The organism is Intrasporangium sp., assembly GCF_030452765.1.
GTDB lineage: Bacteria > Actinomycetota > Actinomycetes > Actinomycetales > Dermatophilaceae > Intrasporangium_A.
On sequence record NZ_JAKDLO010000033.1, the window covers coordinates 1 to 13,890 of the forward strand.

Annotated in this window: 14 protein-coding genes and 1 pseudogene; 5 read left to right on the forward strand and 10 right to left on the reverse strand. The window is 71.2% G+C overall.

Annotation, left to right across the window (positions count from 1 at the left end):
* The first annotated feature begins 215 nt into the window (after positions 1–215).
* A complete protein-coding gene (locus tag L0H79_RS06185; RefSeq protein WP_301483706.1) occupies positions 216–476 on the forward strand; it encodes a metal-sensitive transcriptional regulator in 261 nt (86 codons plus the stop codon).
* Between the two features lie 48 nt (positions 477–524).
* Here L0H79_RS06185 and L0H79_RS06190 read toward each other — a convergent pair whose 3' ends face one another.
* Together L0H79_RS06190 and L0H79_RS06195 are read right to left on the reverse strand one after the other, a co-directional pair.
* A complete protein-coding gene (locus L0H79_RS06190) occupies positions 525–752 on the reverse strand; it encodes a hexameric tyrosine-coordinated heme protein (protein ID WP_301483707.1) in 228 nt (75 codons plus the stop codon).
* Between the two features lie 263 nt (positions 753–1,015).
* Positions 1,016–1,870 (reverse strand): SDR family oxidoreductase, encoded by an 855-nt coding sequence (locus L0H79_RS06195; RefSeq protein WP_301483708.1) that lies wholly within the window; start codon positions 1,868–1,870, stop codon positions 1,016–1,018.
* Between the two features lie 142 nt (positions 1,871–2,012).
* Here L0H79_RS06195 and L0H79_RS06200 point away from each other — a divergent pair, with 142 nt between their 5' ends.
* A complete protein-coding gene (locus tag L0H79_RS06200; protein WP_301483709.1) occupies positions 2,013–3,128 on the forward strand; it encodes an AI-2E family transporter in 1,116 nt (371 codons plus the stop codon).
* 9 nt (positions 3,129–3,137) lie between these two features.
* Here the strand turns inward: L0H79_RS06200 and L0H79_RS06205 are convergent, their stop codons facing one another.
* The 6 genes from L0H79_RS06205 to L0H79_RS06230 all read right to left on the reverse strand — a co-directional run bounded on the left by L0H79_RS06205 (position 3,138) and on the right by L0H79_RS06230 (position 8,574).
* Positions 3,138–4,139 carry a hypothetical protein gene (locus L0H79_RS06205; RefSeq protein ID WP_301483710.1) on the reverse strand — a complete coding sequence of 334 codons (1,002 nt, stop codon included), beginning with the start codon at positions 4,137–4,139 and terminating at the stop codon, positions 3,138–3,140.
* 73 nt (positions 4,140–4,212) lie between these two features.
* Entirely contained in the window at positions 4,213–4,848 is a 636-nt protein-coding gene (locus L0H79_RS06210) for a GNAT family N-acetyltransferase (RefSeq protein ID WP_301483711.1), read from the reverse strand.
* An 18-nt stretch (positions 4,849–4,866) separates the two neighbouring features.
* Complete coding sequence (locus tag L0H79_RS06215) at positions 4,867–5,376, reverse strand: molybdenum cofactor biosynthesis protein B (RefSeq protein ID WP_301483712.1); 510 nt, start codon at positions 5,374–5,376, stop codon at positions 4,867–4,869.
* Positions 5,369–5,794 carry a cyclic pyranopterin monophosphate synthase MoaC gene (moaC, locus tag L0H79_RS06220; protein ID WP_301483731.1) on the reverse strand — a complete coding sequence of 142 codons (426 nt, stop codon included), beginning with the start codon at positions 5,792–5,794 and terminating at the stop codon, positions 5,369–5,371. The genes L0H79_RS06215 and moaC overlap by 8 nt, the downstream gene beginning before the upstream one ends.
* Positions 5,795–5,844: 50 nt before the next feature.
* The gene (locus L0H79_RS06225) at positions 5,845–7,191 is read right to left on the reverse strand and encodes a molybdopterin molybdotransferase MoeA (RefSeq protein ID WP_301483713.1); all 1,347 of its coding nucleotides are present in this window, start codon (positions 7,189–7,191) and stop codon (positions 5,845–5,847) included.
* Between the two features lie 3 nt (positions 7,192–7,194).
* On the reverse strand, positions 7,195–8,574 hold the full coding sequence (locus tag L0H79_RS06230; RefSeq protein WP_301483714.1) for a UTP--glucose-1-phosphate uridylyltransferase: 1,380 nt from the start codon (positions 8,572–8,574) through the stop codon (positions 7,195–7,197).
* Positions 8,575–8,597: 23 nt separating this feature from the next.
* Here L0H79_RS06230 and L0H79_RS06235 point away from each other — a divergent pair, with 23 nt between their 5' ends.
* Complete coding sequence (locus L0H79_RS06235) at positions 8,598–9,194, forward strand: 5-formyltetrahydrofolate cyclo-ligase (RefSeq protein WP_301483715.1); 597 nt, start codon at positions 8,598–8,600, stop codon at positions 9,192–9,194.
* Here the strand turns inward: L0H79_RS06235 and L0H79_RS06240 are convergent.
* Complete coding sequence (locus L0H79_RS06240; protein WP_301483716.1) at positions 9,181–11,760, reverse strand: penicillin acylase family protein; 2,580 nt, start codon at positions 11,758–11,760, stop codon at positions 9,181–9,183. The genes L0H79_RS06235 and L0H79_RS06240 overlap by 14 nt on opposite strands.
* 241 nt (positions 11,761–12,001) lie before the next feature.
* On the opposite strand from L0H79_RS06240, the gene L0H79_RS06245 reads away from it, so the two are divergent.
* Both L0H79_RS06245 and L0H79_RS22160 read left to right on the forward strand, forming a co-directional pair.
* On the forward strand, positions 12,002–13,525 hold the full coding sequence (locus L0H79_RS06245) for a potassium/proton antiporter (protein WP_301483717.1): 1,524 nt from the start codon (positions 12,002–12,004) through the stop codon (positions 13,523–13,525).
* A 38-nt stretch (positions 13,526–13,563) separates the two neighbouring features.
* Positions 13,564–13,707 (forward strand): annotated as a pseudogene (locus L0H79_RS22160) (FmdB family zinc ribbon protein); the annotation flags it as partial.
* A 14-nt stretch (positions 13,708–13,721) separates the two neighbouring features.
* Here the strand turns inward: L0H79_RS22160 and L0H79_RS22165 are convergent.
* Complete coding sequence (locus L0H79_RS22165) at positions 13,722–13,886, reverse strand: hypothetical protein (RefSeq protein WP_367652437.1); 165 nt, start codon at positions 13,884–13,886, stop codon at positions 13,722–13,724.
* Positions 13,887–13,890: the final 4 nt, after the last annotated feature.

Sequence of the window (13,890 nt, forward strand, 5' to 3'; positions counted from 1 at the left end):
CAGGAGTCCTGAGGCCGGGCAAGGGTTCTCAAACTCCCTACGGAGCTCCACCCCAGGTGGCTTGTTGGAGCCCTCGGTAGGGGATGTGCCGGGGAGTAGGCCGGAAATGGAGCCGTCTCATCGAAGACACGCCCTACGGCCGCCGCCGACGCGTGCTCTCCGCGATACCCCTGTAGGTATGATGGAGAGTCGTCACGGCGAAAGGATCCACGGTCATGCAGCTCGACCCCGAGGGCCTCGGCCCTGTCATCAACCGGATCAAGCGCGCCCAGGGTCAGCTCGGGGGTGTGCTGCGCATGCTCGAGGAGGGCCGCGACTGCGAGCAGGTCGTCACGCAGCTTGCCGCGGTGTCCAAGGCGCTCGACCGAGCCGGCTTCGCCATCATCGCGTCCGGGCTGCAGCAGTGCCTCACCGCGAGTGACGACGCCGAGATGGACGTCAAGAAGATGGAGAAGCTGTTCCTGTCGCTCGCCTGACGGCGTACCTCATACGGCACCCACGTCTACCGCGGAGGCTCGGGAGAGTCAGCGCCAGAAGTCGTTGGCCTGCGCGACCGTCTGGAAGTTGATCGCGACCACCTGCGATGCCGCCGTCAGGCTGTCGGCGTTCTCGGCGTAGTCCGGACGCAGCCGGTCACGGACCTCCGCCGAGGGCTGCGTGAACTTGACCGCCAGACGCGAGAGCTTCAACGCGAGCTGAAAGCCCTCCTCGGGGGTCGCCGTGATGAGTGTCGGCAGATACGGCTCGGACATGCGTGCCCTCCTGTGGCGGGGTTGACTGCGCCCAACCTACCGCGCAGCGGGTCGGCCTCGGCCCGGGCGCGGTCCCCACGCGCTCCCTCGTCCGAGGCGAACTCGGCCCCCGAGCTGCTCAAGATCCCACCGAACCAGGTGAGCGGCATACCGGCTGTTCCGCCGGACGACCACCATCGGGCAGGCGACCGCTCACCCGTGCTCAACGCGTCACCCGGACCGGAATGGTGGTCGTTCTACGCAGCGGCACCGGCCCGGCCCTGTCAGGACTGCTGGCGCGCGGCCAAGTACTCGCGCAGGGAGATCGGCCGCAACCCGGTGACCCGCTCGACGTCCGGCGAGACGCCGTCGAGCTCTCCCGCCTTGACCGCGGTGTACGTCGAGACCCACGCGTCGACCTGCCAGGCCGGGGCACCATAGGTCGCCCGCGAGGCGTACGCCTCCTCGATCGTCTCGTCGTGGAACGACGCGGGCACTCCGGTCACCTCGGAGATGATGCGCGCCATGTCGGCAAAGGACAGCGCCTCGGGACCCGTCAGGTCGTACGCCCTGCCCCGGTGCTCGTCCGGCGCCAGCAGCACGGTGGCCGCGACCCGGGCGATGTCGTCGTGCGAGACGACCGCCGCCCGGCCGTCGCCCGCCGGGCCCCGGATCACCCGGTCCTCGCCCATCATCTGGTCCATGAACTCGAGGTAGAGGTTGTCCCGCAGGAAGGTCCACGAGAGACCGGAGGCCTTGACGTACTCCTCGGTGACCCAGTGGTCCCGGGCCAGAGTGAAGGTCGCGTCCGGGGCGGCACCGAAGAACGAGACGTACACGAGGTGCTGCACACCGGCCGCGACCGCCGCGTCGACGAAAGTCCGGTGCTCGTCGAGCCGGGCCGCACTCTCGCCAGCCGAGACCATGAACACGACGGGCAGCCCCCACAGGGCACACTCGACGGCGGCTCGGTCACCGTATGACGCGGGGTGGGCCACCGTGGCGCCGGCCAACTCAGGTGCCCTGGCCGGGTCGCGGACCACCAACCGCTGGGCGATCCCGCGGTCGGCCAGGTGCCGGGCCACCAGCCCGCCGAGCCATCCGGTCGCGCCGGTCACTGCGGTCGAGATCTCCGTCATGCCGTCATGTTAGGCACCCTGGGCACCATCGCCCCCGGCTGGACTGGTCGCTCGTGACCGAGCGGGCCGGTACACCGAGCCGTTCGACCAGCAGTGGACTGTTCGGGAAGGATGGAGCGGAAAGCAGCATACGGTGTGCACTGTGACCGAGAAGACCACCGTGCCACGCGGCATCCGCGAGGCGAGCAGCTGGGCCGGGCGCCTGCTGCTGATCGCTGCCGCCCTCGCCGTCCTCTACCTCGCGGTCGCGTTCCTGTCTCCGGTCCTCGTGCCGATCGCGGTCGCGTTGCTGCTCACCGCGCTGCTGCGCCCGCTCGCGCTGCGGCTGCACCGATGGCTGCCGCTCGGCGCCGCCACCGGGGTCATCGTGCTCGGCACGATCGTCGTCGTCGGCGGGCTGCTCACCCTCGTCGGCACCCAGTTCACGAACGGCTTCGGCGACCTGACCGCGCAGGTCGCCGACGGGGTGAACCAGATCCGCGACTGGGTCCGGACGACCTTCCACATCACCGACACCCAGTTCAACGCGTGGTTCGACCAGATCCGGGAGACGATCAGCAGTTCCGGCGACCTCAGCGCGAGGGCGGCCTCGATCGGGCTCACCGCGACGCACTTCGTCGCCGGGATCTTCGTCGCCCTCTTCGCGCTGTTCTTCTTCCTCTACGACGGCCCACGCATCTGGCAGTGGGTTGTCCGCCTCTTCCCCCGTGCCGCGCGCGACAAGGTGGGCTCGTCGGGACAGATCGCGTGGCACCAGCTCTCGGCGTTCGTCCGGGCGACCATCATCGTCGCGGCCGTCGACGCGATCGGCATCTCGCTCGGAGCGGCGATCCTCGAGGTGCCGTTCGCCTTCGCGATCGGTGTCCTCGTCTTCATCCTGTCGTTCATACCGATCGTCGGCGCCCTGCTCTCCGGCGCTGTGGCGGTGCTGCTCGCGCTGGTCGCGCACGGCCCGGGCGTCGCGCTGATCATGCTCGCCGTCGTCATCGGGGTGCAGCAGATCGAGTCACACGTGCTCCAGCCGTTCCTGCTCGGGCGGGCGGTCAGCGTCCACCCGCTCGCCGTCATCCTCGGCATCGCGGCGGGCTCGCTCATCGCCGGTATCGTCGGCGCCCTGCTCGCGGTGCCGACGATGGCGATCCTCAACGCTGTGGGCAAGCACCTGCTGTCGGGCGACGCAGAACCTGACCGGGAGCCAGAGCCCGACCCGGGACTCGCCGGGCCGGTCGGGGAAGGGCCGGAGCCGGCCAACGCCTGACGCTGTGGTTCAGAGGTTGGCGGCGCGCCGCGCGGCGGTTGCGTTCTCGGCGAGCTCGTCGGCCTCGTCGGCGAACTCCGGGGTTGCGAAGACATCCGCCGGGACACCGGCGGGCGTCATCCGCGGCTCGGCCTTGGCCTTCATCGTGTAGGTGGGCGGCGGCACCGGGACGGGGCTCCACGTGCCCTCGGCGGCCGGCTGCGGTACGGGCGCGAGGGTGGCGTCGCGGGCGATCTCCGCTTCGAGGTCGTATGCCGCTGCGCCGGCCTCCTGATGCACCGACCCTGCCGCGGCGGCGGGCCGAGCGGCCCGAGCCGGTCCGGCCGCGACGGACTCGGCCCCGGGGGGGTGGATCTCCTGGGTGTCGTCGGTGCTGAGCGCCCGGCGACCGGCCCCTCGTCGGGACCTCCGAGCCGAGGCGCCACGGGCACGGTCGGCCTGGGCGTGGGCGCGGTCGGCACGCACCTCGAGCCGGAGCCAGGCAAGCACCGCGACGACGGTCAGGACGGCGAGCAGCACCGAGACCCAGAGCAGGACGTGCAGGGCGGCGAGGACGACCGAGGTCGGCACCCAGAACAGCGACAGGAGCAGCAGCGCCCCGCGCGCCCGTCGGCGCCAGGGGCCCACCGTCGGGTTGAGAGCCACCGGTCGGGGTGCGCGGCCTCCGCGAGGCTCCGGTGGCTCGCGCCGGGCTGATCCGGTCGTGGGTGAGCTGGACATGACTGCCACCTCATCGGTTAGGGAACGGGCTGGTTCGAGGTGCTGACCGTCCGTCAGGGTCCGCCGATCACCACGACGCCTGGCCGTCAGCGGCCGGGCCGACCTGCTGGACGCGGCGCCGGTGGTCGGCTCGGGCACGAGGGTCCGCTTCGGCAGCACGCGCATCGCCTCGGAGAACTGCCGGACGGAGTCGCTCGCGGCCGCGTGCTCGCGGCGGCGGATCCAGTGCTGCAGCAGATAGACGGCCCATGTCGCGACGATGACCACGAAGATCAGGCTGCCCACTTGCACGCCCCCAACCGTAGGGGGTCACATCCGTCACACGATGCACATTCGTTGCGTGTCGCGCAAGAGCCTCGTGCGATCAGTCCGGCAACCGGGCCAGCAGGCCACCCGGCCCGATCTCCTCGGCGGTGACGGCGAAGGACCGGTGGTCCCGCCAGGCACCGTCGATGTGCAGGAACCGCTCGCGAACTCCCTCGTCCCGCAAGCCGAGTCGGCGCATGATCGCGAGGGACCGTTGGTTGTCGAGCCGGATGTTGACCTCGATGCGGTGCAGTCCGGCATCGCGCAGGCTGTGGTCGATGGCGAGCGCCACCGCGCGCGTCGCGATCCCGTGCCCGACGACCGCATTGTCGAGCCAGTAGCCGACCGCGCCCGACTGCTGCGCCCCCCGGACGATCCCGAAGATGTGCACCTGCCCGACGATGCGACCGCCCACGTCGACGACCCAGGGCAGCACGTGGTCCGCGCGGGCCTCGGCGTCGAGGTCCTTGACGAACTGCCGGAACGAGACCACCGGTCGGGCGCGCACCCCCGGCGGGAGGGTCGGCTCCCATGGCTGGACGTGGTTCGCGTTGTCGGCGCGTACCCGGTGCCAGCCGATCTCGTCGCGGAAGCGCAGCGGTCGCAGGGTGATCGGCGGCGACCCCGATTCGTCGGTCAGCACGACCGGCCAGGGTGCGTCGCCCTCGTGGTGCGACTTCCAGGGCAGCTTCACGGTGGCGCTCCCGCCCCCTCACACGCTCTCGTGGTCGCTGCCGGGGATCTGGACGAGGATGTGGGCGAGCACCTGGTCGAGGACCTCGAGGGCGTCGACGACGGCGCCCTTGGACCCTGGCAGGTTCGCGACGAAGGTGCGTCCCGCCAGCCCGGTGAGGCCGCGCGAGAGCATCGCGGTGGGAACCCCCTTGGCGAGCCCGGCGGCCCGGAGCGCCTCGGCGATCCCAGGGACCACCATGTCGATGAACGGAGCCGTCATCTCGGGCGTCCGGTCGCTCGGCGTGAGCCCGGTGCCACCGGAGGTCAGGAGCAGGTCGGGCTCCGAGCTGAGCGCCACCTCCAGGGCCCGGCCCACCTCGTCACCGTCGGGCACGACGATCGGGCCGGCAACCTCGAAGCCCCACTCCCGCAGCCGGCCCACCAGGATCGGCCCGGACCGGTCCGGATACCTGCCGCGGGCCGCCCGCGTCGAGGCGACGATGACGACCGCGTGCCGTCCGGCGCCGACCAGCGTCTCGTCACTCACTCCAGTCTCCTGACCGTCCACCGGACTTGGCCGTGACGCGGACATCCGTGATCCGCCCGTGCTTGTCCACGGCCTTGACCATATCGACAAGGGCGAGTGCGGCGATCGAGACGGCCGTGAGCGCCTCCATCTCGATCCCGGTGCGGTCGGCGGTGCGGACCGTCGCGGTGATCGAGACGCCGTCGTCCTCGACGGTCAGGTCGACCTCGACACCGTGCACGGCGATGGGGTGCGCGAGCGGGATGAGCTCGGGAGTCCGCTTGACCGCCTGGATGCCGGCGATGCGGGCCACGGCGAGCGCGTCGCCCTTGGGGACAACGCCTTCGCGCAGGGCGCCGACGGCGGCCGGGCTGAGCAGCACCCGCCCGGCCGCACTCGCCTCGCGCGCCGTGACGGCCTTGGCCGAGACGTCGACCATGTGCGCCGTGCCGTCGGATCGGACGTGCGTCAACCGGGACTGGCGCTCGCTCACGAGCCGTCCTCGGTGCCCAGCAGGATGACGTCCAGCTCGTCACCGGGCTCGACCGCCGTGACCGTCTCGGGGACGACGAGCAGGGCGTTGGCCCGGGAGAGGTCCGCGACGAAGTGCGACCCCTGTCCGGCGACCGGCTCCGCGACGAGGTGGCCGGCGGCGTCGCGGCCCACGACCGCCCGAGCGAACTGCCGTCGTCCCTCGGGTGAGCGCAGCCGCGCCGTGACGGTCGCCCGGCGGGTCGGCCTGCCCTCCGGCACGAGTCCCATCATCCGACGCAGGGCGGGCCGGACGAACAGCTCGAACGAGACGTAGGAGGAGACCGGGTTGCCGGGCAGCGCGAAGACGGGTACCCGACGACCCGAGGACCCGACGACGAAGCCGAAGCCCTGAGGCTTGCCCGGCTGCATGGCGACGGTGACGAACTCGACACCCTTGTCCCGAAGACCCGACTTGACGATGTCGTAGGCGCCCATCGAGACGCCACCACTGGTGACGATGGCGTCGGCGCGCCTGACCACGTCGGCCGCCCGTCGGGCCGCACCGGCCCGTCGGGCGGCATCGGCCCGTCGGGCCGCGTCGGCCCGAGCGATCGCGTCGGCCTGCCCGATCTCCTCCATCGGGCCGATCGCCTCGTCGAGCACGAGCAGCAGGTCGCGTTCGCTGTCCCCGACCGCGGAGCGGATCTCGGCGCTCGCCCCGGCCGTGACCGCGGCGGTCTCGAGCATGACCGAGTTGGAGTCGTGGATCTGCCCCGGCCCCAGCGGGTGACCCGGCGGGACGAGCTCGTCGCCGGTCGAGACGACGACCACGTGCGGCCGCCGGTGCACGACGCAGTCGGCATGCCCGCTCGCCGCGACCAGGGCCACGGTGCGCGGCCCCACGACCTGCCCGGCGCGCACCACCGCGGTCCCGGCGCGCACGTCCTCGGCGCGCCGCCGGACGAACTGCCCGGCGGTGGCCGCGGCCCGGCAGGTCACCTGGCCCGTCGCGGCTCCGTCGGTCTGCTCGACCGGGATGACCGCGTCGGCTCCGGCGGGCAGGGGCGCACCGGTCATGATCCGGGCCGCCTGCCCGGGGCCGACCTCGAACCCGCCGGACGCGCCGGCGGCGACCTCGCCGACGACGCGCAGGCGCACCGGCTGCGCGCCCGCACCGGCGAGCGAGGCGGCCTGGACGGCATACCCGTCCATCGAGGAGTTGTCGAAGCGCGGCAGGTCGACGGCCGCGGTGACGTCCTCGGCCAGGACGAGCCCGACCGCGTCGGCGAGCGGCACGCGCTCGCGGGGCCCGACGGTGATCGTGGCGAGGATGGCCTCGAGGTGCTCCGTCGCGGTCCGCACCGGTCAGGCCCCGCCCAGGACGGCCCCGTCGGGCACGCGGCCGGTCCCCTGGATGACGACGTCGTCGATGCACCGCACCTCGGCGCCGAAGGTGACGTCACCGGTCACGGTCAGGCTCGTGCACTCCCGCATCGAGGGCACCCCACCCGGGAAGCGCGTCTCGAAGTGCGGGATGAGCTTGAAGTAGTCGTCGTCGAGGTCGACGAACGGCTCGGGGCCGGGCCGGGACGCAACGATGTGGAAGTCGTCGTCGAGCGAGAAGAAGTCGGACCGCAGGACGAGCAGGTCGTTGGTCGTCTTGACGGGCCGGAAGCGGGTGCGCGGCACGAGCAGCGCCTCGGACCGCTCGAAGATCTCGATCGCGCCACCCATTGCCGACTCGATCTGGATGACCTTGGTCGAGGTGGGATCAGACGGGTCGACCCGCTTGCGGTTGACGATGATCGGCAGCCCGAGCACACCACCCGTGCGGGTCATCCGCTTCTCGAGGTCCTCGAGACTGACCCAGATGTTGTTCGCGTGGAACGTCGAGTGCCGCCCGATGTCGCGGAAGTCCTCCTCCTCGCCCGGGTAGACCATCGCCAGGTCACGCAGCACGAGCCGGCCGTCGGCCTTGCGGACCGCCAGGTGGCCGCCCTTGCGGTCGCTCGGGGTCCGTTCGCAGACCTCGGCGACGTAGGGAAGGTCGTGGTCGAGCATCCAGCCGGCGACGTCGGGGTCGCACGTCGCGCCCAGATTGTCTGCGTTGGAGATGAACACGTAGCGGATGCCACGGTCGAGAAGTGTCTCGATCAGGCCCGAGGTCATCATCGAGACGAACACGTCGCCGTGACCGGGCGGGCACCACTCGAGGTCGGGGTCGGCGGGCCAGTCGACCGGGGACAGGTCACGCGCGCGCAGCTTCGGCTCGGCGTTCTGGAGGAACTCCAGGGGCACACCGTCCAGCTCGAGGTCGCCGTAGGGCCGCAGGGCGGTGACCGTCTCCTCGGAGGTGCGGAACGAGTTCATGAAGACGAGCGGCACATCGACCCCCCACCGCTTGCGCAGCGCGAGGGTCTGCTGGGCGATGACGTCGATGAAGCTGTAGCCGTTGACGACGTGCAGCGCCGACTTCGCGCCGCTCATCCCCATCGTCGTACCGAGGCCCCCGTTGAGCTTGACGATCGCCGTCTGCAACAGGGCGCGCCGGGCGGCCGCCTCGGTGACCTCGACCGACCGGAGCCGCTGGATGTCCCCGAGCGGTTCGATCGTCGCCTCGGGGATGACGCCGAGCGCGCCCTCCTCGAGCTGGTGGTAGTAGTGCCGGAAGACGCGGATGGCCTGGTTGCTGATCCCCCGCGTGCGCATGCGGTCGATCGACTCCCGCAACCCCTGGTCGCTCATGGAGCCACCTTACGATGAGGCTCGTGAGCGCGAAGTCGGAAATGCGAAGGGCCGCCCGAGCCCGCCGCTCCCGGCTCGCCGCGCGACTCGCGGCGCCGAGCGACCGAGACCTGGCCGCCGACGCGATCGCCACCACGATCCTGGGGGTGGTGCCCGCGGGCGCCCGGGTGGCGGCATACCTCTCCCTGCCCGACGAGCCGCCCACCGGTCGCCTCGTGGACGCGCTCCTCGAGGCGGGTCACGCGGTCATCGTGCCGATCACGCTCACCGACTTCACCCTCGAGTGGACGTATGCCGCTCACGGCGCGGTCGTGGACGTGGCGCGGGTAGCCCGGGGCGCGGTGCCCGACGGGACGAGCGTGCTCGGTCCGGAGGCGTTGAGCACCTGCGACCTGATCGTCACCCCCGGCCTCACGGTCGACGAGCGGGGCGGACGGCTCGGACAGGGCGGCGGGTGCTACGACCGGGCGCTGCGCCATCGGCGCCCCGGGGTCCCGGTCATCACGCTGTTGCACGAAGGTGAGGCCAGCGGGCAGCCACTGCCGCTCGACCCGCACGACGAGCTCGTCGACGGCTACGTGACGACGACCGGCCGCCTCGTCTGGGTCAGGGGCGGCTGACCGGGCTGAGGGTCAGCGTGTCCTGCGCAGCCTGCTGCGTCGCGGCCGGGCTGAACGGCCACGGGTAGGTCTCGTTGGCAGCCCACGCGTCGATCTGGTCGGCGTAGTGGTCGGACATCGCGTGCCCGCTCTGGCCGGTCGAGTTGACCCAGCGTGAGCCGTCGAGGTTGGACAGGTCGACGACCATCCGCATCGACGGTCCGGCGGTGACGTCGTAGCCCTTCGCCGAGGCGTCCCACGCGTTGGCGTCGACGATGGAGCTGCCGCCGCCGAGCTCGATGCCCCCGCGGTTGAAGATCGCACGGACGACACGGGGGACGGTGTCGCCGCCCAGCACCTCGTGCCTGAGGTCGAGCTGGTGCAGCCGGCCCCACCGCCACGTGACGGGTTCCTTGCCGAGCTTGCGGGCCAGGTCGAGGCGGGCGTCGACGAGGGCCCGCTTGAGGATCTCGCCGGAGGTCTCCACCACGCCGGGGGTCGTCTTGTCGTCCCACCAGTCGTTGCTCCGGTCCTTGAGCAACTGCTCCATGACGACCATCCAGCGGCTCCCCCCGTCGGGGGCGATGTCGGGGGGCAGCTCGTCGAAGGTGTATTCGAGCAGGTGCTTCCACACGGCGTTGTAGTAGGCGGCGGCAGCCGAGTTGCGCGACTTGTCGGCCGGCTGACTGTAGTCCCACTGCGTGAGCAGCCGCTGCGCCTGGGCGGTGAAGTCGTCGACCTGGACTCCGAGGAGGTGCTCGACGAGGACCGGCGCGAACATGTTGCGAGTGTCGCCCTGGATCTGCGACATCAGCTCGGGTGAGATCTTCGGGGTCGCCTCGAGCAGGTTGCGGATCCGCTGGGACCGGAACCCGTAGTCCCACTCCGTCGTGAGGAAGGGCGTGCTGCTCGCGGTGACCGCCTGGTTGGCCGTCACGATGAAGCCCTCGCTCGGGTCGAGGACATGTGGCAGGTCCGCGAAGGGGACGTAGCCGCGCCAGTCCCACTGGCTGTCCCAACCCGGGGACGGCCAGAAGCCGGGCGGCGCACCGGGGGTCGACGAGCGTCGGATCGGGATGCGGCCCGGGGCCTGGTAGCCGAAGTGGCCATCGACGTCGGCGTAGACAAGGTTCTGCGACGGCACCGCGAAGAGGGCGGCGGCCGCCCGGAACTGGTCCCAGTTGGACGCCGTATCGAGGGCGAAGATCGCGTCGGCCGTGGTGGTCGGGGCAAGGGCGGTCCAGGCCAGGGAGACGGCGTAGTGGTTCGACTGCGGCGCGCCTCGCACGACGACCCGGTCACCGGCCTCGGCGACGGCCGGCACGACGTCGGACAGGATCGGGCCGTGAACCGTGCTGCGCACGGCGATCGTGACGTCGGCGCCGCCGGCGACCTTGATCGTCTCGGTGCGCGTCGCGAGCGGCTTCGCGGCCCCGTCGCGCAGGTAGGTGTCGCCCTCGACCTGCTCGAGGTAGAAGTCCGTCACGTCCGGGTCGAGGTTGGTCATCCCCCACGCGATCCGGGCGTTGTGGCCGATGATGACACCGGGCAGTCCGGAGAAGGTGAAGCCGGACACCTGGAAGGGGCACTGCTGCGTGACCTGGCGGCACTGGAGGGTGACCTGGGACCAGACGCTCGGGATCGACAGGCTCAGGTGCGGGTCGTTGGCCAGCAGCGGCTTGCCGGTGGTCGTGCGGGGCCCACCGACGACCCACGAGTTCGACCCGACGTCCTCGCCCCGGCCGAGCATCGTCGGCACCGCGTCGAGCGCGGCCGCTGCCGACTCGAGCGCAGCCTGCCCGTCGGGAGTGCCCAGGGGCGCCACGAGAGCCTTGGGCAGCGGCGTCGCGGCCTGGTCGCGGCGCTGCTCCGGTTGCCAGTCCTCCGGTGAGAGGATCGGCAGGTTGCGATCCATCGGGTATGGCGGGTATAGCAGCGCGATCTGCTTGACCGGCGTGCGCCGGGACAGCCGCGCCCGGGCCAGCTCGTTCTCGTAGTCGCCGCGCAGGTCCCACGCCATCGCCTTGAGCCAGGCGAGCGAGTCGACCGGCGTCCAGTCCTCGACGCGGTAGCCCGGGTTGCTGCGGCCCAGCAGCGTGTACTCGAGGGAGAGGTCGCTCGGGCTGTCGGCCTGGCGCAGGTAGGCGTTGACGCCGTCGGCGTAGGCCTGCAGGTACTGCCGGGTCTCGGGACGCAGCTTGGGCAGCTCCTGCTCGGCGACCCGGCGCCAGCCCATCGTGCGGATGACCGTGTCGGCCTCGACCCCGGGCTCCCCGACGAGCTCGGCGAGCCGGCCCGCCGTGGTGTGCCGCCGCAGATCCATCTCGAAGAACCGGTCCTGGGCGCTGACGTATCCCTGGGCCCGGAACAGGTCGGCGGGGGTGTCGGCCGTGATCGTCGGCACCCCTCGTGCGTCGCGGGTCACGGTCACCGTGCCCGTCAGCCCCTCGACGTGCAGCTCGCCGTCCGTCTGCGCGAACGAGTGCCGCACCGTCGAGATCGCGAGGATGCCCGCGGCGACGAGCGCAAGGACCACGAGGACGATCACCGACAGGGTGATGCGGCGCACGAGCTTGATCCGAGGCACGACCCCGAGCGTAGGTCACCCAGTCAGGCGTGGACCCCCCGCCATGCGGGCCAGTGGGCCAGTCGTTATCGGAACGGAGCCTGAGGCGCGGTGCCCGGTGCCGCTCACGGCCGGTCGGCTCACCCGCGGCACTTGGAGTGACCGGGCACGCCAGGCAGGTGGCAGGCAGACGGTGCAGCCAGTGGCACGGTCGATTGGGTGGAAGTGGTTTCATGGTCGCAGCCGCACGCCAGGAGCCCGTGTGACCGCACTCATGTCCATATCGTCGTCGGAGATCACTCTCGACGACCTGACACGCGTGCTCCTGATCGGCTCGGTCGTGCTGCTCGTCGCGGTCGCGGCGGTCCGGCTCTCCATTCGCTCGGGCATGCCCTCGCTGCTCATCTACCTCGGGCTCGGGCTGCTGCTCGGCAAGGGCGCGCTCGGGATCGAGTTCGACTCCGCCTCGACCACGCGCGTGCTCGGGTACGCAGCTCTCGTCCTCATCCTCGCCGAGGGCGGCCTGACCACGTCCTGGCAGAAGATCCGCGGGGCGGTCGCACCGGCCGCAGTGCTGGCGACGGTCGGTGTCGTCGTCTCGGTGCTCGTGGTCGCCGTGGCCGTGCATGCCTTCCTCCCGTTGTCGTGGACGATCGCGCTGCTCATCGGGGCGATCGTCTCCTCGACCGACGCGGCGGCCGTCTTCGCGGTGCTGCGCAACGTGCCGTTGCCCCGCCGCCTCTCCGCTGTGCTCGAGGCCGAGTCGGGCTTCAACGACGCACCTGTCGTCATCCTCGTCGTGGCGTTCGCCGCGCAGGGGGTACCCGGCGGGGCGGCACATACGTGGTACGAGCTGGCCGGGTTCGCAACCCTCGAGCTCGCCGGCGGCCTGGCCGTCGGGCTCGCCGTCGGCTGGCTCGGCGGACAGGGCCTGCGCCGTGTCGTCAGCGCGTCCTCCGCGCTCTTCTCGATCGGGATCCTCTCCCTGACGGTCCTTGCCTATGCACTCGGCGCGCTCGCGCACGTCTCGGGCTTCCTCGCCACCTACGTCGCGGCCCTCGTGCTCGGCAACCTCAACCTGCCCCACCGCGTCAGCTTCCGGTCGTTCGCCAACGCGATGGGCTGGATCGCGCAGATCGGCCTGTTCGTCATGCTGGGCCTGCTCGCCGACCCCCGCCGGCTCGGGGGGCAGGTCCTGCCGGCGATCGTCATCGGCCTCGTGCTGCTCCTGTTCGCCCGGCCCCTGTCGGTGTGGGTGTCCACCGTGTGGTTCCGCTTCTTCACGTGGCGCCGGCAGGCGTTCCTGTCCTGGGCGGGGCTGCGCGGCGCGGTCCCCATCGTCCTGGCGACCGTGCCGCTGACGACCGGCACACCGGACACGGACTGGATCTTCGACCTCGTCTTCGTGCTGGTCTTCATCTTCACCATCGTCCAGGCGCCGACGCTGGGCTGGATGGCGCGCCGGCTACGCCTTTCCGAGGGGGTCGCGGCCGTCGACGTCGACCTCGAGTCCGTGCCGCTCGTCGAGATCGGTGCCGATGTCCTGCAGGTCACGATCGGCGCGGACTCGCTGCTGCACGGGGTCGCCCTGTTCGAGCTGCGCCTGCCCCGGGGGGCGCATGTGGCCCTCGTGGTGCGCGGCGACTCCTCGTTCGTCCCAGACCGCCACACGACGTTCCGGCACGGCGACCGGTTCCTCGTCGTGACCACCATTCAGGCCAAGGAGCGGGCGGAGCGCCGGATCCGGGCGGTCAGCCACGGCGGGCGTCTCGCCGACTGGACGTAGAATGGAGCCAATCCAGCAACCCATCGGAAGGGCTCCTTATGCCCACATACTCTTACGCCTGCCGGTCCTGCGACCATGCTTTCGATATCCGACAGTCCTTCAGTGACGACCCACTGCTGATGTGCCCCAAGTGCGGTGAGCTGCAGCTTCGCAAGGTCATCTACCCGGTCGGCATCTCCTTCAAGGGGTCCGGCTTCTACCGCACCGACTCGAAGTCGTCGGCGGTCTCGCCTGCCAAGCCGTCGTCACAGCCCGGGTCCACGTCGACGGAGTCGAGCACGAGCTCATCCTCGTCGGAGAGCTCAGGCAGCACCGTGGCCGCCTCGTCCACAGCGTCCTGACCCGCGCGGGGTCCCTCCACACGC

Coding starts and splice junctions, on each gene's coding strand:
- L0H79_RS06185 (WP_301483706.1), top strand. CDS start 216: ATGCAGCTCGACCCCGAGGGCCTCGGCCCTGTCATCAACCGGATCAAG.
- L0H79_RS06190 (WP_301483707.1), bottom strand. CDS start 752: ATGTCCGAGCCGTATCTGCCGACACTCATCACGGCGACCCCCGAGGAG.
- L0H79_RS06195 (WP_301483708.1), bottom strand. CDS start 1,870: ATGACGGAGATCTCGACCGCAGTGACCGGCGCGACCGGATGGCTCGGC.
- moaC (WP_301483731.1), bottom strand. CDS start 5,794: ATGGTCGACGTCTCGGCCAAGGCCGTCACGGCGCGCGAGGCGAGTGCG.
- L0H79_RS06230 (WP_301483714.1), bottom strand. CDS start 8,574: ATGAGCGACCAGGGGTTGCGGGAGTCGATCGACCGCATGCGCACGCGG.